24 protein-coding genes are annotated in these 23,750 nt (G+C 56.8%); 7 read left to right on the forward strand and 17 right to left on the reverse strand.

Going from position 1 to position 23,750, the window contains the following annotated elements:
* Positions 1-315: 315 nt before the first annotated feature.
* Together phoR and phoB are read right to left on the reverse strand one after the other, a co-directional pair.
* Entirely contained in the window at positions 316-1,605 is a 1,290-nt protein-coding gene (gene phoR, locus HMPREF1144_RS18320; protein ID WP_004848171.1) for a phosphate regulon sensor histidine kinase PhoR, read from the reverse strand.
* 21 nt (positions 1,606-1,626) lie between these two features.
* Positions 1,627-2,316: a phosphate response regulator transcription factor PhoB gene (phoB, locus tag HMPREF1144_RS18325; RefSeq protein WP_004099401.1), complete on the reverse strand. Its 690-nt coding sequence runs from the start codon at positions 2,314-2,316 to the stop codon at positions 1,627-1,629.
* A gap of 279 nt (positions 2,317-2,595) precedes the next feature.
* Between phoB and sbcD the strand changes: the two genes are divergently transcribed.
* From sbcD to HMPREF1144_RS18340, 3 genes are all read left to right on the forward strand, one after another.
* A complete protein-coding gene (gene sbcD / locus HMPREF1144_RS18330; protein ID WP_009653551.1) occupies positions 2,596-3,798 on the forward strand; it encodes an exonuclease subunit SbcD in 1,203 nt (400 codons plus the stop codon).
* Positions 3,795-6,929, forward strand: coding sequence for an exonuclease subunit SbcC (gene sbcC, locus HMPREF1144_RS18335; RefSeq protein WP_009653581.1), 3,135 nt, complete (start codon positions 3,795-3,797; stop codon positions 6,927-6,929). The genes sbcD and sbcC overlap by 4 nt, the downstream gene beginning before the upstream one ends.
* Positions 6,930-7,220: 291 nt before the next feature.
* Complete coding sequence (locus HMPREF1144_RS18340; RefSeq protein ID WP_009653596.1) at positions 7,221-7,583, forward strand: NUDIX hydrolase; 363 nt, start codon at positions 7,221-7,223, stop codon at positions 7,581-7,583.
* Between the two features lie 46 nt (positions 7,584-7,629).
* Here HMPREF1144_RS18340 and mak read toward each other — a convergent pair whose 3' ends face one another.
* Positions 7,630-8,535, reverse strand: a complete 906-nt coding sequence (mak, locus tag HMPREF1144_RS18345) for a fructokinase (RefSeq protein WP_009653558.1) — start codon at positions 8,533-8,535, stop codon at positions 7,630-7,632.
* Positions 8,536-8,625: 90 nt separating this feature from the next.
* On the opposite strand from mak, the gene rdgC reads away from it, so the two are divergent.
* Positions 8,626-9,537, forward strand: a complete 912-nt coding sequence (rdgC, locus tag HMPREF1144_RS18350; RefSeq protein WP_009653554.1) for a recombination-associated protein RdgC — start codon at positions 8,626-8,628, stop codon at positions 9,535-9,537.
* A gap of 42 nt (positions 9,538-9,579) precedes the next feature.
* Here rdgC and ppnP read toward each other — a convergent pair whose 3' ends face one another.
* The 4 genes from ppnP to aroL all read right to left on the reverse strand — a co-directional run bounded on the left by ppnP (position 9,580) and on the right by aroL (position 11,675).
* Positions 9,580-9,864: a pyrimidine/purine nucleoside phosphorylase gene (gene ppnP / locus HMPREF1144_RS18355; protein ID WP_004099395.1), complete on the reverse strand. Its 285-nt coding sequence runs from the start codon at positions 9,862-9,864 to the stop codon at positions 9,580-9,582.
* An 87-nt stretch (positions 9,865-9,951) separates the two neighbouring features.
* The gene (locus tag HMPREF1144_RS18360) at positions 9,952-10,632 is read right to left on the reverse strand and encodes an AroM family protein (protein WP_172618914.1); all 681 of its coding nucleotides are present in this window, start codon (positions 10,630-10,632) and stop codon (positions 9,952-9,954) included.
* Between the two features lie 252 nt (positions 10,633-10,884).
* Positions 10,885-11,076 carry a YaiA family protein gene (locus HMPREF1144_RS18365; protein WP_004129622.1) on the reverse strand — a complete coding sequence of 64 codons (192 nt, stop codon included), beginning with the start codon at positions 11,074-11,076 and terminating at the stop codon, positions 10,885-10,887.
* 71 nt (positions 11,077-11,147) lie between these two features.
* Complete coding sequence (gene aroL / locus HMPREF1144_RS18370; protein ID WP_004848163.1) at positions 11,148-11,675, reverse strand: shikimate kinase AroL; 528 nt, start codon at positions 11,673-11,675, stop codon at positions 11,148-11,150.
* 334 nt (positions 11,676-12,009) lie between these two features.
* Here aroL and HMPREF1144_RS18375 point away from each other — a divergent pair, with 334 nt between their 5' ends.
* Complete coding sequence (locus HMPREF1144_RS18375; protein WP_004848162.1) at positions 12,010-12,708, forward strand: DUF2076 domain-containing protein; 699 nt, start codon at positions 12,010-12,012, stop codon at positions 12,706-12,708.
* Here HMPREF1144_RS18375 and HMPREF1144_RS18380 read toward each other — a convergent pair.
* Positions 12,705-13,163 carry a YaiI/YqxD family protein gene (locus HMPREF1144_RS18380; RefSeq protein ID WP_009653579.1) on the reverse strand — a complete coding sequence of 153 codons (459 nt, stop codon included), beginning with the start codon at positions 13,161-13,163 and terminating at the stop codon, positions 12,705-12,707. The genes HMPREF1144_RS18375 and HMPREF1144_RS18380 overlap by 4 nt on opposite strands.
* 116 nt (positions 13,164-13,279) lie before the next feature.
* On the opposite strand from HMPREF1144_RS18380, the gene proC reads away from it, so the two are divergent.
* Complete coding sequence (gene proC / locus HMPREF1144_RS18385; RefSeq protein ID WP_004848157.1) at positions 13,280-14,089, forward strand: pyrroline-5-carboxylate reductase; 810 nt, start codon at positions 13,280-13,282, stop codon at positions 14,087-14,089.
* Between the two features lie 46 nt (positions 14,090-14,135).
* Here the strand turns inward: proC and psiF are convergent, their stop codons facing one another.
* From psiF to HMPREF1144_RS18425, 8 genes are all read right to left on the reverse strand, one after another.
* Positions 14,136-14,456, reverse strand: coding sequence for a phosphate starvation-inducible protein PsiF (psiF, locus tag HMPREF1144_RS18390; RefSeq protein WP_004132478.1), 321 nt, complete (start codon positions 14,454-14,456; stop codon positions 14,136-14,138).
* Between the two features lie 90 nt (positions 14,457-14,546).
* Positions 14,547-15,977: an alkaline phosphatase gene (gene phoA, locus HMPREF1144_RS18395; RefSeq protein WP_009653561.1), complete on the reverse strand. Its 1,431-nt coding sequence runs from the start codon at positions 15,975-15,977 to the stop codon at positions 14,547-14,549.
* An 88-nt stretch (positions 15,978-16,065) separates the two neighbouring features.
* Positions 16,066-16,326: an anti-adapter protein IraP gene (iraP, locus tag HMPREF1144_RS18400; RefSeq protein WP_004848155.1), complete on the reverse strand. Its 261-nt coding sequence runs from the start codon at positions 16,324-16,326 to the stop codon at positions 16,066-16,068.
* A 227-nt stretch (positions 16,327-16,553) separates the two neighbouring features.
* A complete protein-coding gene (idnR, locus tag HMPREF1144_RS18405; RefSeq protein ID WP_004848154.1) occupies positions 16,554-17,546 on the reverse strand; it encodes a DNA-binding transcriptional regulator IdnR in 993 nt (330 codons plus the stop codon).
* Positions 17,547-17,612: 66 nt separating this feature from the next.
* Positions 17,613-18,899 (reverse strand): MFS transporter, encoded by a 1,287-nt coding sequence (locus HMPREF1144_RS18410; protein ID WP_042928000.1) that lies wholly within the window; start codon positions 18,897-18,899, stop codon positions 17,613-17,615.
* Positions 18,900-18,993: 94 nt separating this feature from the next.
* Complete coding sequence (gene idnO / locus HMPREF1144_RS18415; RefSeq protein WP_009653611.1) at positions 18,994-19,758, reverse strand: gluconate 5-dehydrogenase; 765 nt, start codon at positions 19,756-19,758, stop codon at positions 18,994-18,996.
* A gap of 177 nt (positions 19,759-19,935) precedes the next feature.
* Positions 19,936-21,135 carry a multidrug efflux MFS transporter gene (locus HMPREF1144_RS18420; protein ID WP_004848151.1) on the reverse strand — a complete coding sequence of 400 codons (1,200 nt, stop codon included), beginning with the start codon at positions 21,133-21,135 and terminating at the stop codon, positions 19,936-19,938.
* Positions 21,136-21,304: 169 nt separating this feature from the next.
* Entirely contained in the window at positions 21,305-21,988 is a 684-nt protein-coding gene (locus HMPREF1144_RS18425) for an extensin family protein (protein WP_009653590.1), read from the reverse strand.
* Positions 21,989-22,089: 101 nt separating this feature from the next.
* On the opposite strand from HMPREF1144_RS18425, the gene ddlA reads away from it, so the two are divergent.
* Positions 22,090-23,187, forward strand: a complete 1,098-nt coding sequence (gene ddlA / locus HMPREF1144_RS18430) for a D-alanine--D-alanine ligase (RefSeq protein WP_014228134.1) — start codon at positions 22,090-22,092, stop codon at positions 23,185-23,187.
* 152 nt (positions 23,188-23,339) lie between these two features.
* Here ddlA and HMPREF1144_RS18435 read toward each other — a convergent pair whose 3' ends face one another.
* On the reverse strand, positions 23,340-23,543 hold the full coding sequence (locus HMPREF1144_RS18435; protein ID WP_009653609.1) for a DUF2754 family protein: 204 nt from the start codon (positions 23,541-23,543) through the stop codon (positions 23,340-23,342).
* Positions 23,544-23,750 lie beyond the last annotated feature (207 nt).

The following is a 23,750-nucleotide window of genomic DNA, read 5'->3' on the forward strand; positions in this document are numbered from 1 at the left end:
ATGCTCCCAAAGCGGCGTGGAAAAGAATTGTTTTTTGAATTACCACGCAAAAACAGTCTGTCTGCGACCGTAGGGGGGCAATTTAAACGCTTATAACGTTTTAAAGCAAGGAGGGATCGCAAAAGCAGATGATTATGCTGACTCTATTTTGATGTGTAGAATTATTTACCTGATGGATAGAAAACATCTGGCTTATCATGCGAACAAAAAAGCAGCGAGCGTTCGTTAATTACGCAGCTGGGATTGCGCTGCAAAGGAAAATGACCAGCCGAAGCTGGTCATTGGCAAGTTATTCTGACACCCGGCCGCTCGGGCTCAATTTTTGGCAATTAAACGTTCCGGTAACAGGAAGCTAAAGCGAGTGCCTTTCCCCAGCGTACTCTCAATTTCGAGGCGGCTATCGTGATGGCTGACGGCGTGTTTGACGATCGCCAGCCCCAGACCGCTGCCGCCGGTCTGTCTTGAACGCGCTTTATCCACCCGGTAGAAACGCTCGGTCAGACGCGGAATATGTTCCGGCGCGATGCCCGGCCCGTTATCTTCGACGCTGAACAACGCTCCGTGCGGCGCGCGCTGCCAGCTTACGGTAATGTCCGTTCCCGGCGGCGTATGGTTGACCGCGTTATAGACCAGGTTGGAAATGGCGCTGCGCAGCTGTTCTTCATTACCCAGTACTTTCAGCGATTCATCGACCGAAAAATGCAGCACCTGCCTCTGCTGGCTTAGCGTTTGCGCCTCGCGCTCGACCACGCGCAGCATCATCGGCACATCGATTTTATCGTTCATCGCCAGTACCGGCGCGGCTTCGATTCGCGACAGCGTCAGCAGTTGCTTAACCAGGCCTTCCATGCGCTGGGTTTGTTCACGCATGGTGTGCAACGCTTTTTCGCGCGTTCCCCCTTCCAGCACCTGCTCCTGCATCATCTCCAGATACCCCTGCAGCACCGTCAACGGCGTGCGCAGTTCGTGGCTGACGTTGGCGAAAAAGTTTCGCCGCGCCCCTTCCAGCTGGTGCATCTGCGTGACATCGCGCGCCACCATCAGCAGCTGTTTATCGCTATAGGGCATCACGCGAATTTCAAGATGACGGCCGTTATTCAGCACCAGATTGAGCGGTTTGGAAAAATCGCGGTATTTCAGATAATTGGCAAATTCAGGGTAGCGCAAGAGGTTAAGGATGTTCTGCCCGTTATCGTCAGGCCAGCGCAGATTCAGGATCTGCTGGGCCAGACCGTTGCACCAGAACATCACCCCTTCTTCGGTGGTCAGCACCACCGCATCGGGCAGAGACTCCGCCCCGCTGCGAAAGCGCTTAATCAGGCTTCCCAGCTCACGGCGGCGCTTTTTATTACGCATCTGCATCTGGTGCAGTCCGTAAAGCAGCGGCTCCCAGCTGCCGCTGCCCGGCGGCGGCGTCATGCTGCGATCAACCCACAGCCACCACGACAGGCGCATCAGATTCCAGAAATGCCAGACAAGAAGACCGGTCACTGCCGCCAATAAAAACCACGGCAGGTAACCTAAAAACGCCCCGAGGATCAGGGCCGGGATACAACACAAGAAAAGCTCAAGCGCCAGCCTTTTCCATGACAGCCGTTCCAGCACGGTTCACACTCCTGTCAGCATTCAGAAACGGGCGGAGAAACGATATCCCGTACCGCGAACCGTTTGTACCATCCGGTCATGGCCGCTATGTTCCAGCGCTTTGCGCAGACGGCGAATATGCACGTCTACCGTTCTGTCTTCGACATAAACGTTGGTTCCCCAGACGTGATTCAGCAGCTGTTCGCGGCTATAGACTCGCTCCGGGTGCGTCATGAAGAAGTGGAGTAATTTAAACTCCGTAGGCCCCATATCCAGCGGATTTTCGCCGGTCATGACGCGATGCGAAGAGGGGTCGAGGCTCAGCCCCTGCATTTCAATCACTTCCTCCACCGCCATCGGCGAAATGCGCCGCATCACGGCTTTAATTCGCGCCACCAGCTCTTTCGGGGAAAACGGCTTAGTGATGTAGTCATCGGCGCCGGTCTCCAGGCCGCGGACGCGATCTTCCTCTTCGCCGCGGGCGGTCAGCATCACCACCGGAATATCGCGGGTCATCGCTTCACGCTTGAGCTGTTTAATAAACTGCAGACCCGACCCGCCCGGCAGCATCCAGTCAAGGAGGATCAAATCAGGCCAGGGTTCATTGAGCTGATTGACCGCGCTGTCAAAATCTTCCGCCTCGACGGGCTGAAAGCCGTTTTGCTCCAGAACAAAGCAAACCATTTCGCGGATTGGAGCTTCATCTTCAACGACCAGAATTCTTCTCGCCATTATTTACCCTGTATTTTTTAGCCATCAGTATAGAAGTGCGCGGCCATTATGCGTCAGATTTATGACAGATTTATGAAAAAAATGACCGCCAGATGAACGCGGATTTCGAATTGTGACACGGACTTAACTCAGCGAAGAGCGGCGTTGTCCCCCCCAATAATTCAGGTTTCACTCCCCACAAGTACAGGTAACCAGGTGGCTGGACGTAGCCAACGCATAAGCAACTTGAAGGATGACGGGTATATAATGCCGCTTACGCTTTTTCTCCAGGGAACAACTATGCGCATCCTTCACACCTCTGACTGGCACCTTGGGCAAAATTTTTACAGCAAAAGTCGCGCCGCCGAACATCAGGCGTTTCTCGACTGGCTGCTGGCCAGCGCGCAGGAGCATGACGTCGATGCCATTATTGTTGCGGGCGATATTTTTGATACCGGCTCACCGCCGAGCTACGCGCGCGAGCTGTATAACCGCTTTGTCGTTCAGCTGCAGCAGACCCGCTGCCGGCTGGTGGTGCTGGCGGGAAACCACGATTCGGTCGCCACCCTCAACGAGTCGCGAGACATTCTCGCCTTCCTGAATACGACGGTGGTGGCCAATGCCGGCCACGCCCCTTTTATCCTGCCGCTGCGCGATGGTACGCCGGGGGCGATTTTTTGTCCGGTACCGTTCCTGCGCCCGCGTGAGCTGGTGACCAGCCAGGCCGGGCACTCTGGCGGCGAAAAGCAGCAGCTGCTGCTCAGCGCCATCAGCGACTACTACCAGCAGCAGTACCAGCTGGCCTGCGAACTGCGCGGCGACCGGGCGCTGCCGATTATCGCCAGCGGCCATTTAACCACCGTCGGTGCCAGCAAAAGCGAGGCGGTTCGCGAAATCTATATCGGTACGCTGGACGCCTTCCCGGCGAACCGCTTTCCGCCCGCAGACTATATCGCCCTCGGCCACATTCACCGGGCGCAGGTGGTCGGCGGCTGCGAACATATCCGCTACAGCGGTTCGCCCATCCCGCTGAGCTTTGACGAAACCGGGAAAAATAAGAGCGTCAATCTGGTCACTTTCGCTAACGGCTGCCTGAAGGACGTCACGCCGCTTATCGTCCCCGTCACCCAGCCGCTGGCGGTCCTGAAGGGCGATTTCGCCAGCATTAGCGCACAGCTAAACCAATGGCAGAATAACGACCAGCAGCCCTCAGCGTGGCTGGATATCGAAGTCACCAGCGACGAATATATGCATGATATCCAACGTAAAATCCAGGTGCAGACCGAAACGCTGCCGGTAGAAGTGCTGCTGGTGCGCCGCAGCCGCGCCCAGCGCGATCGCATTCTGGCCGGCGCTCAGCGAGAGACCCTCAGCGAACTGCAGGTGGAGGACGTCTTCGCCCGCCGTCTGGCGCTGGAAACGCTGGAAGCGACGCAGCAGCAGCGCCTGGAACAGCTCTTTAATGAAACGCTGCATAGCCTGAACGGTGAGGATCGCCTGTGAAAATACTCAGCTTACGCCTGAAAAACCTCAATTCACTCAAAGGCGAATGGAAAATTGATTTCACCGCTGAGCCCTTCGCCAGCAACGGACTGTTCGCGATTACCGGGCCAACCGGCGCCGGAAAAACCACCCTGCTGGATGCTATCTGTCTGGCGCTGTATCACGAAACCCCGCGCCTGAGCAGCGTGTCGCAATCGCAGAACGATCTGATGACCCGCGACACTGCCGAATGCCTGGCGGAAGTGGAGTTTGAGGTAAAAGGCATCGCCTACCGCGCCTTCTGGAGCCAGAACCGGGCGCGAAACCAGCCGGACGGCAACCTGCAGGTTCCGCGCGTCGAGCTGGCGCGCTGCGAGGACGGCAAAATCCTCGCCGATAAGGTCAAAGATAAGCTGGAACTGACCGCCTCGCTCACCGGCCTGGACTATGGCCGCTTCACCCGCTCGATGCTGCTGTCGCAGGGGCAGTTCGCCGCCTTCCTGAACGCGAAACCGAAAGAACGCGCCGAGCTGCTGGAGGAGTTGACCGGCACCGAGATTTACGGCCAGATTTCGGCACAGGTCTTTGAAAAGCATAAGCAGGCCCGCGTCGAGCTGGAGAAAATTCAGGCCCAGGCCTCCGGCGTGCTGCTGCTGAGCGACGAACAGCAGCAGGTGCTCCAACAAAGTTTGCAAGCGCTTACTGATGAAGAAAAACAGCAGGTTAGCGAACAAACCCGCCTGCAAAATGCCCGTCAGTGGCTGGTACGCGGCGCAGAGCTGACAACAGAAGATCGGCAGGCTCAAACCGCGCTACGCGAAGCGCAGGCTGCGCTGGAGCAGGCGCAACCGCAGCTTACCGTATTGCTGAATGCCCAGCCCGCGGAGCAGCTACGCCCGCAGTGGACGCGTCAACAGGAGCAAATCGCCGCGCTGGCGCAAACCCGCAATCTGAGAGAAGAAGTAAATACTCGCTTACATGAACGACTGCGGCTGCGGGCGGGGATTCGCCTCGCCGCCCGGCAGCAATCTGAACGCCTGCAGAACCACCAGCAAACGCTCGCCGCATGGCTAAAAGAGCACGACCGCTACCAGCGATGGGGCAATGCGCTGGCGGGCTGGCGGGCCGCTTTCCAGCAGCAGGCCCGCGATACGCAGCAGCAAGCCGCTCTGCAGCAGCGTCTGGCGGAAACCAGCCGCCGGCTGGGCGAACTGCCGCCCGACGGGCTGGCGCTGGATGCTGAGCAGGTCAGCGCCGGCCTCGCGCAGCACGCCGCGGCGCGCGCTCTGCGCCAGCAGCTCGCGGCCCTGCATGGCCAGCTGCAGCCGCTGAGCCAGCGATTATCACAGCTTCATGCCGCCGGGCAGGCCAGTAAGCAGGAGCAGGAGCGGCTGGAAACCACCCTGGCCCAGCGCCGTCAGGCCTATAAAGAGAAGAATCAGCAGTTTAGCGATGTCAAAGCCCTGTGCGAAATGGAAGCGCGCATTGCCGGCCTGGAGGCCGAGCGAGCCCGCCTGCAGCCCGGTTCCCCCTGTCCGCTCTGCGGTTCCGCGCAGCATCCGGCCGTCGCCGAGTATCAGGCGCTGGTTCCCGGCGTAAATCAGGCGCGGCGCGATGCGCTTGAGCGCGAAGTTAAACAGCTGGCGGAGGCCGGCGCCCTGGTGCGCGGCGAGCTGGACGCCCTGCTTAAGCAGCAGCAAAAAGAGGCCACCGAGAAAGCATCGCTTCTGCAGCAGGAGCAAGCGCTTACCTCACGCTGGCAGGCGACGATCGCCGGATTAAATATCGATCTGACGCCAAAGGATGACATTCCCGGCTGGCTAAACGCGCAGCAGGAGCATGAACAGCGGCTGTATCAGCATCAGCAGCGTCTGGCCTGGCAGGCCCAGCAGCAGGAGTGCCAGCAGCAGCTCCAGCAGCTCCAGCAGGAACAAGCGCAGCGCAGCGCCGCGCTGGCGGCTGAACTGGCCGCATTTGCGCTGAGTTTACCGGCAGCAGAGCAGGCCGCAGGCTGGCTGGCGCAGCGGGAAGACGAGACCCGCGGCTGGCAGGCCAAACAGAACGAACTGATCGCCCTGCAGGAACAGCTTCAGCAGCTGACCCCGCTGCTGGAGTCCTTGCCGGAAACGGACTTAGCGGCGGAACCCGCGCCGCTGGACGGCTGGCGCCAGGTGCACGACGACTGTCTCGCGCTTCAGAGCCAGTGGCAAACCCTGGGGCAGCAGGAGAGCCAGCAGCAGGCTCAGTTGAAAGAGAGCGAAGCGCAGTTCAGCGTGGCGCTGGCCGCCAGCCCGTTCGCTGACCAGCGGGCGTTTCTCGCCGCGCTGCTCGATGAGGAGACGCGCCAGCGTCTTGAACGCCTGAAGCAGACGCTGGAAAGTACGCTACAGCAGAATCAGGCGCTGGCGATGCGGGCCCGCGAGGCGCTGGATAGCCATCGCCAGCAGCCGCCGGCGGAAACAGATATCAGCCAGCCTCTTGAGCGGGTACAGGAACAGCTTCAGCAGCTGACGACGCTGCTGCGGGAAAACAGCGCCCGTCAGGGAGAGATTCGCCAGCAGCTGAAGCAGAATGCAGAAAACCAGCAGCGTCAGCAGTCGTTACGCCAGCAGATGGAACGCGCTGCGCAGGAAGTGGAAGACTGGGGATGGCTGAATGCGCTTATCGGTTCCAGAGAGGGCGACAAATTCCGTAAGTTTGCGCAAGGCCTGACGCTGGATAACCTGGTATGGCTGGCCAACCACCAGCTTAACCGCCTGCACGGCCGCTATCTGCTGCAACGCAAAGCCAGCGACGCCCTGGAGCTGGAGGTGGTCGATACCTGGCAGGCGGACGCGGTGCGCGACACCCGGACGCTTTCTGGCGGCGAGAGCTTCCTCGTGAGCCTCGCGCTGGCGCTGGCGCTCTCCGACCTGGTGAGCCATAAAACGCGGATAGACTCGCTGTTTCTCGATGAGGGCTTCGGCACGCTGGACAGCGAAACCCTGGATACCGCGCTGGATGCGCTGGACGCGCTCAACGCCAGCGGCAAGATTATCGGCGTCATCAGCCACGTTGAGGCGATGAAAGAGCGCATTCCTGTGCAAATTAAAGTTAAAAAAATCAACGGGCTGGGCTATAGCCGTCTCGATAAAGCTTTCGCCGTCGAATAATTTTCTCCCTCCGCACCTGTCTTCAAGCCTCTCCCCCACGGGAGAGGTCGCGCCGTTTCCCGGGCTCAGCATTCACGATAAATCTTGATATTGCACGAATTTGCATGATAAATTTAAATTCATTGCTTAAGCGATGAATAACAGGCGAAATAATGCATAAAAAAACGAGATTCGTATCTTAATCACATCATTTCGTGCAAAAACGTGCATTCATGACTTTTTCTGACGGGCGTGCAGCAGCCTCCGGCAGCATCGTCCCATCCCCTCTGGCCCATTAAGAAGGTCTTAACCATGAAAAGCTTACTTATTTTGATTGCCGGCCCGGTACGCAGCGGCACCGACAATCGCGCGGAACTTATCGAGGCTAATCTGCACAATATGGCCCAGGTTGCGCTACGCGTTTACCAGAAAGGGCATATTCCCGTGGTCGGCGAATGGCTGGCGTTACCCGTTGCTAAAGCGGCGGGCTCCAAAGCAATTGGCGATGCGATTAGCGAAGAGTATCTCTACCCCGTCGCTCACCGTTTAATTAGCCGCTGCGACGCTATTTTGCGCATACCGGGCGAATCCCGCGGAGCGGACCTGGATATCGAGGAAGGCAAAAAAAGGGGATTGTCGATTTACTACGGCCTGGAGGAGATCCCGGAGCGGTAATCAACCGCTACCCGCTGCGCCGTTCAGGCCGCGCAGCGGTTGATGATTACAGCGGCCACAGCCAGGCGGCGCCGCGTACGCCGCTGGAATCGCCGTGGACCGCTTTGCGAATCGGCGTCTCGCATTCGCCGCCAAAGACCCACGGTTTTAGCAGATTCGGCACCGTCTGATACAGCCGGTCAACGTTGCTCATTCCGCCGCCAAGCACAATAACGTCCGGGTCGAGGATGTTGATCACGTGCGCCAACGACTTCGCCAGCCGCATCTCATAGCGGCTCAGCGCCAGCTCCGCCACCGGATCCCGCTCGCCCACGCGCTGCATAATCTCGCTGCCTTTTAGCGAATGACCGCTTAACCGCCGGTAATCGGTCGCAAAGCCGGTACCGGAGATAAAGGTTTCAATACAGCCCTGCTTGCCGCAGTAGCACGGTACTTCAGCGCGATAGCGAAGTTCATCTTCATCCATCCACGGCAGCGGGTTGTGCCCCCACTCGCCCGCTGTACCGTTGCCGCCAATATGGGCGCGTCCGTTAAGTGCCACGCCTGAACCGCAGCCGGTGCCGATAATCACCGCAAATACCGTTTGCGCCCCGGCCGCCGCGCCGTCGACCGCTTCCGACACCGCGAGGCAGTTGGCATCGTTGGCCAGACGCACTTCCCGTTGCAGACGCTGGCTAAGGTCTTTATCAAACGGCTGACCGTTGAGCCAGGTTGAGTTAGCGTTTTTGACCACGCCGGTATAGGGCGAAATCGACCCGGGGATGCCGATGCCGACCGTGCCGCTCTGCCCGGTAGCCTGCTCGGCCATCTCGACCAGCGAGGCTACCGTCTCTATCGTCTGGCGATAATCGCCCCCTGGCGTAGGCAGGCGATGACGAAATAGCTGCGCTCCCTGGTCGCTCAGCGCGATGACTTCCGTTTTGGTTCCGCCTAAATCAATGCCAATGCGCACCGTGAATTCCTCTCCCGATTAACAATGCAAGCATAGCGACAATTCGCTATCATGCCCGCTGGATTTAACGACTAAGCCGTGGAAATTATCATGCTGTGGTTCAAAAATTTAATGGTTTATCGTCTCAGCCGCGACATTTCCCTGCGCGCCGAGGAGATGGAAAAACAGCTGGCCGAGCTGACCTTCACCCCTTGCGGCAGCCAGGATATGGCCAAAACCGGTTGGGTACCGCCGATGGGATCGCACAGCGACGCGTTGACGCATACGTCAAACGGCCAGATCGTTATCTGCGCGCGTAAAGAAGAGAAGATCCTGCCGTCTCCGGTGATCAAACAGGCGCTGGAAGCAAAGATCTTCAAGCTGGAAGCCGAGCAGGGCCGTAAGCTGAAAAAAACCGAAAAAGATTCTCTGAAGGATGAAGTGCTGCATTCCCTGCTGCCGCGAGCCTTCAGCCGCTTCAGCCAGACCATGATGTGGATCGATACCGTCAACGGGTTGATCATGGTGGACTGCGCCAGCGCCAAAAAAGCGGAAGATACGCTGGCGCTGCTGCGTAAAACCCTCGGCTCGCTGCCGGTGGTCCCGCTGGCGCTGGAAACCCCGATCGAACTGACGCTGACCGAGTGGGTGCGTTCCGGTACCGTGGCTCAGGGCTTCCAGCTGCTGGATGAAGCCGAGCTGAAAGCGATGCTGGAAGACGGCGGCGTGATCCGCGCGAAAAAACAGGATCTGGTGAGCGACGAGATCGCCGTGCACATTGAAGCCGGTAAGGTCGTCACCAAGCTGGCGCTCGACTGGCAGCAGCGCATTCAGTTCTTAATGTGCGATGATGGTTCGATTAAACGCCTGAAGTTCTGCGACGAACTGCGCGATCGGAATGAAGATATCGATCGGGAAGATTTCGCCCAGCGTTTTGACGCGGACTTTATTCTGATGACCGGCGAGCTGGCCGCGCTGATTCAGAATCTGGTGGAAGGGTTAGGCGGTGAAGCGCAGCGTTAATCTCGTGAATTCCTTCCTGCCAGCGCAGGAAGGAAACGAACATTACAGGTAGCGGCACAGATAAGACGTCGGCTCAGCCACCTGCAGATTAAACTCGCTATTCCCCGGAACGTTGAATACTTCCCCGGCGGCATAGACTTTCCACTCGGTTTCTCCCGGCAGAAGTACGTTCAGCGCGCCGCTGACTACGGTCATCTCTTCCGGCTGCGCGGTACCAAAGGTATATTCCCCTTCCGCCATCACGCCCACGCTCGCACGACCGGTGCTGCTGCTGGTGAAGCCGATAGATTTTACTTTTCCGTCAAAGTATTCATTGCTTTGAAGCATAAACTCGCCCTTATGATCTTGTGTTGAAGGCACAATATAGGGGGCGCTCCTTGCCCCTGTCACGCAAAATTAACGCGTTACATCAGGTTAAACTAATAGTTCTGCCGCCAGCCGTGAAACCAGCACATTTGACAACAGAACCGGGATATCCAGCGCCTTTTGTAATATGTCGCGATGCTGCTGGTGGTAGCAAAGGCAATCCAGCATTAATACGTCTGCGCCCTGTTCAATCAACTCCCTGCCCGCAGCGATTAACTCCTCTTTACCGCCGCTCACCGGATTGGAAATGGCGTAAAACGGAGTATTTTCTAATACCTGCCATTTATTCCGCTGCAGCGGCAAAATCTCTTCAACCGGAACAATCACCCCCACCTGATGGCCGTCGACAATCGACGCAACCAGCGGCGGAATAATTCTTTGCGGCTCAAGCAGGATCGCATTATTCGCCGTAAATCCGCTAAAGGGATGAGTGCTCATGAGTAAAATAAGGTCGTAATTTTGTTTATCGAGCATCGCAATGACGCTACGTAAATCACGCTCAACCTTCTGCCGTGAGACCTGCGCAATTTGATTATCGTTAAGCAAGGTCAATAGCATCTCCTCGCCGGGCTCTATGCTGTAGTCCCGCATAACGTCTTCGCGCGTCATTTTGCCGAGCAGGCTAATGTGGGCGATCTCGTCTTCCCTGATATGTTCAGTTAAAAGCGGCAGCATCTCCGCCACGGGTACGACCCCAATGGTCAAGATTGCCATCGATGCACTACTCATATCGTTTACCTTTTCACAACCGCTGTTTCAAAACAGGCTTTTATTTACAACTTCTGCCCCCTGGTGACCCAAAGCAACCGTCGAGAAGCGTAGCAGGTTACGGCTGATATGGAATGTAAAGATTCCAGAAGCGTCAAAAACGCTCCTGAAAATCCGTACCTTAGGTAATCATTAGTACCGTTAATAGATTAAAAATGTGATACATGTCCGGTAGCGATCTTTTCAGAACGAATCCCGGACATTTAAGAGGAATTAAGACTTATCAGGATCTTCGTAACGCCGTTTGGCGTCCAGCGCTTCCTGTTCTGTAGGATGTTCGCTGATGAGTGAGTTTGGCGTCGGGTGATCGGCGCGCAGTTCATACCAGGTGACCGTTTGGCCCTGCGGGCCCTTTTCAACGGCGACAACACGCGCTTCCCTTGGATATGGAGGTCTGGTCGGCATAGCGTTTCCTTTTTTTACCTTAAGAGCTTTAAAGTATAGGCGCTGCCGATCCGTTTACCCCAGGCAAAGTCTTAACTGGTATAGGTTTCGCCGCAGACGGTGGTCATAATCTGTTCCACGACCTCATCCGGCGTGGCGGTCGCATTAATAATATGATGCGCGGCCGCGCGATACAGCGCTTCCCTCTGCGCCAGCACCTCACCCACTTCATCGCGGATGGGCTTTCCGGTCAGCGTCGGGCGCTGTTCCGCCTTCGGATAGGCTTCAAGGCGGTCAATCAGTGCGGAAACCGAGGCCTCGAGATAGATAACGATGCCATTTTCCCGCATAAACTGTCGGTTGTATTCGCTGAGGATAATGCCGCCGCCGGTGGCGATGATCGTCGCGGGTTGAGCGACGCGTTCTAAAGCCTGCGTTTCCAGCGCACGAAAGCGTTCCCAGCCTTCCTGCTGGACGATAGCCGCTACCGTGCGCTGCTCATGCTCCTGCAGCTCATGGTCCGTGTCGGCGAACTTAAAGCTGCGAGCTTTCGCCAGCGCGTGTCCGATGGTCGTTTTACCGCAGCCGCGAGGCCCGACAAGAAATATTAGCTGTGTCATTACCGAAGACCCCTTGGTTCCGCATTTTGCGGATAAATGAAAGCGAAAAGAGAAACAATGGTACCGCAAACTTCCCCGACGCAAATCGTAAAATAAACGTTACACACCATCTGCGGACCCTTTCACCTTAGTATTAGAAAGGATATTTAATGTAAACTTATCATTGCATTTGGTGTTATGCCAGCTTTACTTTTGTACAGAAGTTATTTTTTGTTCGCAGTCTGGCGTAAACAGTAACACATTTCCGCACAGCTTTACGCTGCCGCATATTTACAACATGCGTGGTTCGGAGCGAATCTGAAGCTAATCAATCAGTATGACAGAGGTATGTAGTATGCAATCTGAAGAACAACGCCTTATCGATGGACTGTTTTCCCGATTAAAAGAGGCCGAGAGCCACAGCGCATCACGGGATGCCAGCGCTGAGGAGCGGATTGCCGGGCACATTAAAGAGCAGCCGTTCGCCCCTTACTATATGGCGCAAACGATTCTGATTCAGGAAGCGGCGATCAAACAGCTCAACGACCGTATTCAGGCGCTGGAGAGCCAGGTCACCCAGCTTCAGGCCGCGAAGCCGAGCAGCGGCGGGTTTCTCTCAGGCCTGTTTGGCGGCGGTCAGTCGCGCGGTTCCGACCCGATTCCTGGCGCCGAGCAGTATGGCCGACCGCAGGCTGGCGCCCAGCCTCAGTATGCTCCGCAGGCGCAGCAGCAGAACTATGCCCCTCAGGCGTCGCGCAGCGGCGGCGGTTTTATGGCCGGCGCGCTGCAAACGGCGGCAGGCGTCGCGGGCGGCGTGGTGCTGGGAAACATGTTGACCAATATGTTTAGCGGCTCGCATCCGCAGGAGATCGTCAATATCATCGAAGAGAAACCGCAGCCGGATCTCAGCCAGGCGCAGGATAATAGCGTCGCTGACGATACCTTCCGCCAGGATGACGGGCAGTTTCTCGCCAACAACAACGATTATGACGCCGACTTTGACGCCGGTTTCGGCAATGATGATTTCGGCAGCGACGACGACAGCTGGGTTTAACCCTGCTGGCGCTTAACGTCTAACAGCCATTTCTCCAGCGCGGCGGCAAACTGCTGCCGATCGCGCTGGGATAAGCTATCCGGGCCGCCTGTCTGCACGCCGCTGGCCCGCATCGTTTCCATAAAGTCGCGCATCGTCAGGCGCTCGCGAATGGTCGCCTCGCTGTAGCGTTCACCGCGTGGATTCAGCGCCGCCCCGCCTTTCTCCAGCACTTCCGCCGCCAGCGGGATATCGGCGGTAATCACCAGATCTCCCGGCTCGCATAAACGTACGATTTCGTTATCCGCCACGTCAAACCCCTGCGCCACGCGCAGCGTGCGGATAAAGCGCGACGGCGGGACGCGCAGCGGCTGGTTTGCAACCAGCGTCAGCGAGATTTGCGCGCGCTCGGCGGCGCGGAACAAAATATCTTTAATGACGTTCGGACACGCGTCCGCATCAACCCAAATAGCCATTGCGGCTCCTGTCGATGAAAAAGAGATGCCGTATTGTCGCCTGCTTTTGCCTTCCGCGAAAGCAACAAGATGTTAAGCTATATCGCTAACGATAAAACAAACAAAGGGGATTGGTGATGGAGAAGAAAATCGGCTTTATCGGCTGCGGCAACATGGGCAAGGCCATCCTGGGCGGCCTGATCGCCAGCGGGCAGGTGCAGCCGGGTCAAATCTGGGTCTACACCCCGTCGCCGGATAAAGTGGCGGCCCTGCACGACCAATACGGCATTAATGCGGCGCAAAGCGCGCAGGAAGTGGCTCAGGTGGCGGATATCGTTTTTGGCGCCGTAAAGCCGGGCGTGATGGTAAAAGTGCTCAGCGACGTCGCCTCCAGCCTGAATAAGGACTCTCTGGTGGTTTCTATCGCCGCGGGCGTGACGCTCGACCAGCTGGCGCGCGCCTTAGGCCATGACCGCAAAATAGTCCGCGCGATGCCCAACACGCCTTCGCTGGTCAACGCGGGGATGACGTCGGTCACGCCGAATGCGCTGGTCAGCGCCGAAGAAACCGCAGAGATCCTGACCATATTCCGCTGCTTTGGTCAGGCGGAAATCATTGCTGAGCCGATGATTCATCCGGTGGTCGGCGTCAGCGGCTCCGCGCCGGCTTACGTCTTTATGTTTATCGAAGCGATGGCCGACGCCGCTGTTCTTGGCGGAATGCCCCGCGCGCAAGCTTATAAATTCGCGGCGCAGGCGGTGATGGGCTCGGCCAAAATGGTACTCGAAAGCGGCGAGCATCCGGGAACGCTGAAGGATATGGTGTGTTCGCCCGGCGGCACCACCATCGAAGCCGTGCGCGTGCTGGAAGAGAAAGGCTTCCGTTCCGCCGTCATCGAAGCGATGGTGAAATGCATGGAGAAATCAGAGAAGCTGAGCCGTTCCTGATTGCAATAGCGAATAGCGGGTGAGGTTTCCCTCACCCGCCCATTTCTTACACCTGTTTTTTCAGGCAGGCGCTCATAAATTTGCTGCGATCGTCCCCTTTCAGGGACTGCTGGGTCGCCTGAGCGTTACACTCGCGCATTTTCTGCTGCTGAGGCGTTAGCCCCTTACCGTCCTGCGCGGCGCCATCTTTCTTCAGGCAGCTACTCATAAACGTTTTACGCTCATCCCCTTTCAGCGACTTCGATGACGCTTCTTTATTACAGACGCTCATCTTTTGCTGCTGAGGGGTCAACTCTTTTTCCGCGGCACTCACCGCTGTCATAAATACCAGGCCAAAAAGTAGGGTCACAAGTAATGTTATTTTCATCGCACCATCCTCTATGAGTGGATCTCTGTAAGTCTGGTCGCTGATGGAGAAAAAACCAGCCGGTAACGAAAATTCATCACCGGCGCCCGGTTATTTCAGATTAAGTGCGGCTTTCATGGTGTAGAACAGATCGGTCTGGTCGGTTAAACCCACCACGTTGGCCGCGTGCGGCCCGTAGGCGGCAATACGCAGCTGGGTGCCGGTATGTTCCATCGACTCTTCTTCAGAGTTGCCGTAGCTCATCACCATCACCGAACCATCTTTGGTGTTCAGCGCCTGCGTCAGGCCCGGCGCTTTGGTATCTGCCGGGATAATCTGGCTGGCGTGAGCGTGGTCGGCGGTGACGATAACCAGGGTATTGCCCTCTTTTTTGGCAAATTCCAGCGCCTTCTGTACCGCTTCGTCCAGATCGACGGTCTCGCCAATCTGACCGCACGGATTCGCCGCGTGATCCTGTTTATCGATAGAAGCGCCTTCCACCTGCAGGAAGAACCCCTTCTCACTGCTGCTCAGCAGATCGATGGCTTTTTCGGTCATCTGCGCCAGCGTCGGCACCGATGCATCGCGTTTCGGGTTCGGCGTACAGGTCACCGCCGCCTTATCGATATTGCCGTGATAAGACGCCTTTGGGCCTTCCCAACGCACCGGCATATTACCTTCCGCGAAGAGACCGAGCAGCGGTTTGTCCTGATTAGCCTGGCTAATGGCGGCCAGCGAGCTGGCGTCGGTGACGATCTGGTAGCCGCGGGCTACCGCCTGATCGTGCAGCGTTTTGCCCTGCCATTCACCGGCCGTCGCGCTTTCCGCGAAGGTTTTCGCGCCGCCGCCCAGGGTTACGTCGGGACGGGCGTTCAGCAGCTGTTCGGTAATCGAACCTTTACCGCCCTTTTCCAGCGCGTTGCTGGCGCATTTTTCGCTGGTCACGCTCGGGCCGTAGCATTTACGCGACGTCACATGCGCCACCAGCGCAGCGGGAGTGGCGTCCTGCAGTTCGGCCGTGGAGACGTTACCGGTGGCTAAACCCGCCGCTTTCGCCAGCTCCAGGATGGTCTGATGATCTTTTTCATGGATATCCACGCCCAGCGCGCCGTTATAGCTTTTCACGCCGGTGGCCCAGGCCGTTGCGGAAGCGGCGGAGTCGGTGACATAATCCGGCTTGCCGGTTTTCTTATCCAGAGAATAATGGGTGTACTGGCCGGTCAGCGGCAGCGCGTCAATGCCTTTAAAGAAGCCGCCCGCCCCTTCTGCATAATTTCGCGCGGCGGTGATTTCAGAATCGCCCATTCCATCGCCAATCAGCAAAATAATATTTTTAGCCGGTTTATTGATTAACGAAGCGCGCAGCGCCTCGGTCTGGTCACCGCTTAAACGACGCGCGCCGCCCGGCGTGGTGATATCGCCCTGCGCGGCACGATTTTCCAGAACCGGTGCGGTTGTTGTTTCTGCATGAATAATCGGGGAGCCCAGCAGAGGCAGCAGGGCAATAAACAGGGCGCTTAATTTCACTTTTATCGTCTCCATGTAAAAATTACTTTAAAAAACAAAACGAGGGAGACTGTATAAAAGCGATGTGACAGTAAAATGACAGCATCCATACCCTGTCACAAAACTAACTACGAGGATGCCGTAACAGCTTCTTTATATATTGCTGCAGTAGCTGGGTATCGCGGTCATCCACCAGCGGGCCGGGGCTGGCCTCATCGATGGCCTGCTCAATATCGGTGATGAGCGCCTGCTGGGCGTCCTGCTCCATATGACGTAGCAGAGCGGTCACCACCACTTCCAGCGCCTCAACCTGGGCCGTCAGCTCCTTCGATTCTTCTTCCTTTTGGGCGAGTTTTACCAGTAGCTCAGCAATGAGATTCTTCACAGCACTTTATCCTTATGCGAGGTCCGTAGTCTGCTATTTATGTCATACATTAGCCGTCGGTTGCCACTATTATTTTTTAAAAAAGTTCGCCACGCCGGTGAATAACAAGCGAAACGTTTTGCTCTTTGCATGCCACCCGCCAGGAATTTACTCAATGCGGATTAATAAGCATCATAACCAACTTTAACAAATAAGAATAAAATGGAATATCGCTATTCTATCGATAACTATAACGTATCGCCATAATATATCTGGTAGGCCAGATTCACGCTGTCCGGCGCGTCTTTACCGGTCAGGCGCGCAATAAGTATTTCGCTCGCCGTTTTACCGATTTCATAACGTGGAGTAATGACGCTGGCTATTTTTTGCAGCCGCGCACGGCCAATTTCCAGCCCGTGAAAACCGGCGATGGCGATCGCCTGCGGGACGGCTTTCCCCTGCGCCTGGCACTCGAGCAGCACCCCCACCGCCAGATCGTCGTTGGTACAAAAAATGGCGTCAATATCCGGGCGCGTCTGCTGCATCTGGAGGAACATCTGCCGGCCAAGCGCAACCGAGGAGATGGTTCGCGGCGCCATGTGATACGCCTTCAGGCCGTGCTCCGCCAGCGCCAGCTCGGTGCCGCGGAAGCGGCTCAAATCGCGGGGATCGTCCATTGAACCAAAAAAGGCGATCGCCCGTTTGCCGCTCTCAAGAAAAGCATGGGTCATATCCCACGCCGCCTTTTCGTTATCGAACCCCACCTGGATATCCAGCTGCTGGCCGCCGTAGTCCATCAGTTCAGCGACGGGGATACCGCTGGCGCGCACGTACTGCACCATGCGATCGCTGTGCTGCTTCCCGGTCAAAATCAGCCCATCGATATTATAAGAGAGCAGATTGAGCACTTCGCGCTCTTCGCGCTGCGGGTCATATTCGTAGTTGGCAATCAGGGTCTGATACTGGTGCGCGGAGGTCACCGACTCAATGCCGGCCAGCACATCGGCAAAAATCTGGTTGCGGAAGGAGGGAATAAGCACGCCAATCGTTTTACTCCGGGCGTTAAGCAGGATTTCCGGGGCGCGGTTAGGGATATAGTTGTTCTCTTCCATGACCTTTGAAATCAGCTCACGGCTGCGCTCAGAAACCTGGCCGGGGTCACGTAAATAACGGCTGACCGTCATTTTATTCAGCCCCGCCAGGTTGGCGATATCCTGCAATGTCATCCGGTTGTTTTTCATCAGGTTCTCTACGACAAGCGACTTTTATGCTCGCAGAGAACCTTACCACAGCAGCGGCGGTTTATGTTAGCCGGCGACCTTTTTTGCCGTCACCGGGGAAACGGGTTGCGGGTTAGCGCGCACGTTGTACATCAGCACGACGGAGGACAGCAGCGCGACAGCCATAAAGGTATAGGAAACCCCCGGCCCGCCGGTAATCCCGTTGAGATACCCCACCAGCCACGCGCCAAGGAAAGCGCCGAGCGCGCCAAAGCTGTTGATTAAACCCATCGATACGCCGGAAACGTTGCGCGGCAGCAGTTCAGGAATAAGCGCGAAGAACGGCCCATAGGGCGCATACATGCAGGCCGCGGCAATGACCAGTAGCGCATAGGAGAGCCAGAACGCCTGGTTGCCCACCAGCCAGGAGCCAAAGAAAGCGATAGCGGCAATCAGCAATAACGGCCAAATAAACAGTTTACGATTCTGGAACTTATCCGACAGCCAGGAGACCGTCAGCATCAGGATAATTGCCGCCAGGTACGGCACCGCCGCCAGCCAGCCCACCGCCACGATATCCATCTGCGCGGCGTTCTTCAGAATCGACGGCATCCACATCATAAAGCCGTACACGCCGATGCTCCACAGCGCGTGCACGGCGCAGAGCATGATCACATTACGCGAGCGCAGTGCTTCACCGTAGTTGCGCACCGGCTTGATATGACTCTGCTCGCTGTCCATCACCTTCTGCAGGGTCTCTTTTTCCTGCTCGTTCAGCCAGGAAACCTCGGACGGTTTATCGCGCACCAGTATCCACCAGCATACCGCCCACAGTAGCGCCGGAATGCCTTCGATGATAAACATTTCGCGCCAGCCCCACGCCTGAATCAGGTAGCCGGAAACGATTGACATCCACAGCACCGTTACCGGGTTTCCGAGGATCAGGAACGTGTTGGCGCGCGAACGCTCGGTTTTAGTAAACCAGTTGCTGATATAAATCAGCATCGCCGGCATCACCGCCGCCTCAACCACGCCAAGGGTAAAGCGAATCGCCATCAGCATCGGAATATTGCTGACGAACCCGGTCGCCGCTGCGCAGAATCCCCATAAAATCAGGCTAAAGAAAATCATTTTTCGCACGCTGCGTTTTACCGCATATATCGCGCCGGGTACCTGGAAAAAGAAATAGCCGAGAAAAAATAACGCACCAATAAGCGATGCCGTTCCTTTGGTAATACCCAAATCGCTTTCAATTCCCGCCGCAGCGGCAAAACCATAATTCGCACGGTCAAGGTAGGCCAGACTATAGGTAATAAATATAATCGGCATTAAATACCACCAGCGACGCGCGGGTAATTTCGCGAGCATGTGCATAAGCACTCCTCAGATATCAATATCATCACACGGGTTTAATACTCCGTCCTTCAGGCAGTGCGGGCACGCTGCTGTCCGAAGGACGCGAAGTGATTCAGACAGCGGCGAGCATTCCGCCGTCCACAAACAGCAAATGACCATTAACAAAGTTTGCCCCCGACGAGGCCAGGTATACCGCGGCGCCAATCAGTTCTTCTGGTTTTCCCCAGCGCGCCGCAGGGGTACGCTGGTACAGCCAGGCGGAAAACGCCTCATCGTTGACCAGGGCGGCCGTCATGTCGGTGGCAAAATATCCCGGCGCGATGCCGTTAACCTGAATATTATATTCGGCCAGCTCAACGCACATGCCGCGGGTCAGCATTTTAACCGCCCCTTTCGAGGCCGCATAAGGCGTAATGGTTTTACGCCCCAGCTCGCTCTGCATTGAGCAAATATTAATTATTTTCCCCGCGCGGCGGCCCATCATATATTTCGCCACCTGCTGAGAAACCAGGAAAACGCCCTTCTGATTGACCTCAATAACGTTATCCCACTCCTCCTCCGGAAATTCGATAAAAGGGAAACGCCGCTGGATCCCGGCGTTATTAATTAAAATATCAATGGCGCCGACCTCCTCTTCGATGCGGGCTATCGCCTGCTCGACCTGCGCCGCCTGGGTGACATCAAATGCATACCCTACCGCGCGAAAGCCCTGCGCCACCAGCGCCTGCGCCGCCTGGTCCGCGCGCGCCTGCGTTCGGTCGTTGATGATGATCTCCGCGCCGTACTCGGCGAGGCCGCCGGCCAGTAGATGGCCAATCCCCTGAGCGGAGCCGGTGATCAGCGCGCGCTTCCCTGACAAATCAAATAAATTTCGCATAAAACCTCTTTTTCAGTAACTGTTACGCGTAACTGTATACGCGTAACAGTCAGGAATAGAAGAGGATGAGAAGGGAAAATGATCGTTTTGTGATCGGTGATACATTTAAAGTTTCGGGAACACCGAGGCCGCTACTGACGCTGTCGCATCCATCGCGGCCGAGGAGAAAGAGCGGAATTAAGCCGCAGAACGGCGGCTGCGGCGCAGCATAATGGCCAGCTGCCAGATATTGATCAGCACAATAACCGCCGTGGCGATAAACACCCAGCGGAAGCCGGCCATGGCCGAGACCGACGCGCCGATCAGCGGCCCGGCCACGTTGCCAAGATACATAAACGACTGGTTATAGCCGAAAATACGCCCGGTGACGCTGTCGCTGCAGTATTTGAGCAGAAGGGTTTGCACCGCCGGCAGCATCGCCCCATCGGCAAAACCGAGCAGGAACCGCAGGACGCCAAGCTGGAATGGGGTCGTAACGAACGACATGGCAAAGAACATCACCACCGCGCAGCACAGCGTCGCCAGCAGTATCCGCGAGGTGCCAATCCTGTCGCCCAGTTTCCCCAGACGGGGAGCCGAAATCAGCGCCGACACGCCCGGCACGGCGGCGATCATGCCGGCGAGAAAGGCGATGTTATTGCTATCCGGCGCCATCGACTTGATAAACAGCGCCAGAATCGGGCCGATTGAGCCGTTGCACAGTTGGATCACCAGAGTGGTGAAAAACAGGCTGATCACCAGTCCCGGATAGGGCAGCGAGGCAAATACCGCCTTGCCGCTCAGCCGCTCCGCCTTGCTGACCTGCGGCCGGGCGCCCTCTTTAATCAAAAACAGCGTGACCAGGAAACTTACGGTCAGCAAAATCGCGGTGATGATAAATACGGCGCGCAAACCGACATGGTCAGCCAGGAAACCGCCGAGCAGCGGCCCGCCAATCACGCCGCTTATCTGCGCCGTAGACAGCGTGCTCAGCGCCCAGCCGCTACGCTCGCGCGGAACCTGAGACGCCACCAGCGCCATGGCGTTGGGAATATAGCCGGAAGTCAGTCCCATCACCGCGCGCAGGATAAACAGCTGCCAGACGTTGGTAGCGAACGCCTGAAGTAAAATGGCGATGGCCATCCCCAGCGAGGCGCGCAGCAGCATCAGCTTGCGCCCTTTGCGGTCGGCGAGGCTCCCCCACATCGGCGAGACAATCGCCGACACCAGAAAAGTGACGCTAAACGTCAGGCCCGACCACATGGATAACGCTTCATGTGAGGTCACGCCCAGTTGGGAAACGTACAGCGGCAAAAAGGGAAGAATTTGGCTGATGGCCAGGCCGGTAAAAAAACAGCCAAACCAGACGGAGATAAGATTAACCTTCCAGGATTCCATAACTACGCGTATTCATTAATTTTTTGGCAATTATTAACTAGCTTAGCAACTTCCCCTGTCCGACGTACTACCAGAGATGCGCTGACGGCGAGTTTAGTGTTTTATGACACCAGATTGCCCTGTTGCGAATAATTTCGTGGTGAAAAGCGTGATATACAGCGAGTTATGCTCAGAAACAGAACCCCTGGCCGCGCATACCGAGGTGAAAATGGTTCGCATGGGCCGCGTTATAGTCCGGCCCTAAAGCGTTGCCGTAATAGCCACAGCCGCCGGCCAGTAACGCCTGCAGCCAGGGGTGATACTGCGCATCGGGCCACCCTTTCAGCACGCTGATGCGTCGGCCATCGGCCAAACGAAAGCCGCTAATATCCAGCGCCTCCGCGGTAGCGTGCTCGCTGCGCCGCGCGTTCTGACGATGGTAAATATTACGGCAGGCATAGCTGCCAAAATGGTCGACCTGGCGGAGCTCTTGCCCAAGCATTCGCCGAGTCAGCGGTTTCGCCTGCTGTTGCACATACAGCGCGCTGCTTAACGCCAGCGGGCAGCTGGCGAGGAAGCTGCTGCTGAGCTTTACCGCGCCAAAATCGCGTACCCGAACCACGTTTTGCAGGGGGCACTCTCCCCCGCTATCGGTCACCGCCCGGCTGGTGATGAGATTTCGCTGATTCGCTTCCTTCAGCAGCCTGGCGCACTGTCCCGGCGTCAATCGCCGCAGCTTATAGTGGGTGATGAACCCCGGCGGATCCTCCAGACGCAGCGGCGCCAGCGGGTTATAGTGCGCGGGAAGATAACGATAGCCGTAATATCCGGCCGCCAGCAGCGCCAACAGAACGATAAGCCCTTTTCCTTTCACGCGCTGCCTCCCAATGCTTTACCCGGTGAATATTATGGCAGCCAGGCGGCCGTTTCACATGCTATGTTATGCCCTTTGATGTAATCATGATGGAAGTTGAAATGGCTAAGATGAGGGTTGGGATCGTTTTCGGCGGTAAGTCGGCAGAACATGAAGTATCGCTACAGTCAGCGAAAAATATCGTGGAAGCCATCGACAAAACGCGCTTCGACGTCGTTTTGCTGGGGATTGATAAGCAGGGGCAGTGGCATATCAACGACGCCAGCAACTATCTGCTCAATCCGCAGGACCCCGCCCATATTGCCCTGCGCCCATCCGATATTACCCTGGCGCAAATTCCCGGACGCGAAGCGCAGCAGCTGATTAACGCCGATAGCGGCCAGCCGCTGGCGGCCATCGACGTCATTTTCCCGATTGTTCACGGCACCCTGGGGGAAGATGGTTCTCTGCAGGGTATGCTGCGGATGGCTAACCTGCCCTTCGTCGGCTCCGACGTCCTCGGCTCCGCCGCCTGCATGGACAAAGACGTGACCAAGCGTCTGCTGCGCGATGCCGGGCTGTCGATTGCGCCTTTTATTACCCTGACCCGCGCCAACCGTCATCAGGTGAGCTTTGCCGAGGTGCAGGCGAAGCTGGGCCTGCCGCTGTTCGTCAAACCGGCGAACCAGGGCTCCTCGGTGGGCGTCAGCAAGGTCAACAGCGAAGAGCAGTATCAGCAGGCCGTCGCACTGGCCTTCGAATTTGACCATAAAGTGGTGGTTGAACAGGGGATTAAAGGGCGTGAGATCGAGTGCGCGGTATTGGGCAACGATAATCCCCAGGCCAGCACCTGCGGTGAAATCGTCCTCAACAGCGAATTCTACGCCTATGACACCAAGTACATTGACGATCAGGGCGCGAAAGTGGTGGTTCCGGCGGCCATCGACAGCGATGTAAACGATAAAATTCGCGATATCGCCGTTCGCGCCTACCAGACCCTCGGCTGCAGCGGCATGGCGCGCGTCGATGTGTTCCTGACCGCCGATAACGACGTGGTGATTAACGAAATCAATACGCTGCCGGGCTTCACCAACATCAGCATGTATCCGAAGCTATGGCAGGCCAGCGGTCTGGACTATACCAGCCTGATTAGCCGCCTGATTGAGCTGGCGCTTGAGCGTCACGCCGCCGATCGGGCGCTGAAAACATCGATGAATTAATCCCTGAAACGGGTTCACCACCGTCTGCCGGCGGTAGCCCGGGTAAGCGTTTACGCCGCGACCCGGGGAGTCCGCCGGGGTTGATGTATCATCCCGGCATCTTCCCGGCTCGCGCTGCGCTTAGCCGGGCTACGAGTTCACCCCCCTCCGGTTCACGCTTCCTCTGCCGGGCGGCGGCGAATAATAAACCCGGCAATCCAGAAGCTAATGACCCACGTCACCAGCCCAACCGCGTAAGAACGCCAGCCTTCGGTTTCATACCCGAGCAGCCCGAGCACGCCATTCATAATAAAAATTAACCCCAGCGCTACCGCGTAGTAGTGCCAATCGCGGCGGATTTTTTCCGTGAGTTTCATAACCACTCCGACAACAAAAAAAGCATCTTCGCATAGCCGCCACCGCGGGTCTGTAGCGGCGTTGAGAATTGTCGCACATTGCGATATCGGTCTAAATTTCACAAATTTGTAGCAAACTCACAACCCGATGAAATCAGGAATATTCCTGGGCGGAAATTACCAGCAATCTGATACTGAAATCCCCCCTTCGTTGCCAGAATTACCCTC

Origin of the sequence: Klebsiella sp. OBRC7, from assembly GCF_000293135.1 — a bacterium.
Classification (GTDB): Bacteria; Pseudomonadota; Gammaproteobacteria; order Enterobacterales; family Enterobacteriaceae; genus Klebsiella; species Klebsiella michiganensis.

Bases quoted from the DNA above. Each gene is read 5' to 3' on its own strand.
- phoB (WP_004099401.1), bottom strand. From the start codon at position 2,316: ATGGCGAGAAGAATTCTGGTCGTTGAAGATGAAGCTCCAATCCGCGAA.
- sbcD (WP_009653551.1), top strand. From the start codon at position 2,596: ATGCGCATCCTTCACACCTCTGACTGGCACCTTGGGCAAAATTTTTAC.
- HMPREF1144_RS18340 (WP_009653596.1), top strand. From the start codon at position 7,221: ATGAAAAGCTTACTTATTTTGATTGCCGGCCCGGTACGCAGCGGCACC.
- rdgC (WP_009653554.1), top strand. From the start codon at position 8,626: ATGCTGTGGTTCAAAAATTTAATGGTTTATCGTCTCAGCCGCGACATT.
- ppnP (WP_004099395.1), bottom strand. From the start codon at position 9,864: ATGCTTCAAAGCAATGAATACTTTGACGGAAAAGTAAAATCTATCGGC.
- HMPREF1144_RS18360 (WP_172618914.1), bottom strand. From the start codon at position 10,632: ATGAGTAGTGCATCGATGGCAATCTTGACCATTGGGGTCGTACCCGTG.
- HMPREF1144_RS18365 (WP_004129622.1), bottom strand. From the start codon at position 11,076: ATGCCGACCAGACCTCCATATCCAAGGGAAGCGCGTGTTGTCGCCGTT.
- aroL (WP_004848163.1), bottom strand. From the start codon at position 11,675: ATGACACAGCTAATATTTCTTGTCGGGCCTCGCGGCTGCGGTAAAACG.
- HMPREF1144_RS18375 (WP_004848162.1), top strand. From the start codon at position 12,010: ATGCAATCTGAAGAACAACGCCTTATCGATGGACTGTTTTCCCGATTA.
- HMPREF1144_RS18380 (WP_009653579.1), bottom strand. From the start codon at position 13,163: ATGGCTATTTGGGTTGATGCGGACGCGTGTCCGAACGTCATTAAAGAT.
- proC (WP_004848157.1), top strand. From the start codon at position 13,280: ATGGAGAAGAAAATCGGCTTTATCGGCTGCGGCAACATGGGCAAGGCC.
- psiF (WP_004132478.1), bottom strand. From the start codon at position 14,456: ATGAAAATAACATTACTTGTGACCCTACTTTTTGGCCTGGTATTTATG.
- phoA (WP_009653561.1), bottom strand. From the start codon at position 15,977: ATGGAGACGATAAAAGTGAAATTAAGCGCCCTGTTTATTGCCCTGCTG.
- idnR (WP_004848154.1), bottom strand. From the start codon at position 17,546: ATGAAAAACAACCGGATGACATTGCAGGATATCGCCAACCTGGCGGGG.
- HMPREF1144_RS18410 (WP_042928000.1), bottom strand. From the start codon at position 18,899: ATGCACATGCTCGCGAAATTACCCGCGCGTCGCTGGTGGTATTTAATG.
- idnO (WP_009653611.1), bottom strand. From the start codon at position 19,758: ATGCGAAATTTATTTGATTTGTCAGGGAAGCGCGCGCTGATCACCGGC.
- HMPREF1144_RS18420 (WP_004848151.1), bottom strand. From the start codon at position 21,135: ATGGAATCCTGGAAGGTTAATCTTATCTCCGTCTGGTTTGGCTGTTTT.
- ddlA (WP_014228134.1), top strand. From the start codon at position 22,090: ATGGCTAAGATGAGGGTTGGGATCGTTTTCGGCGGTAAGTCGGCAGAA.
- HMPREF1144_RS18435 (WP_009653609.1), bottom strand. From the start codon at position 23,543: ATGAAACTCACGGAAAAAATCCGCCGCGATTGGCACTACTACGCGGTA.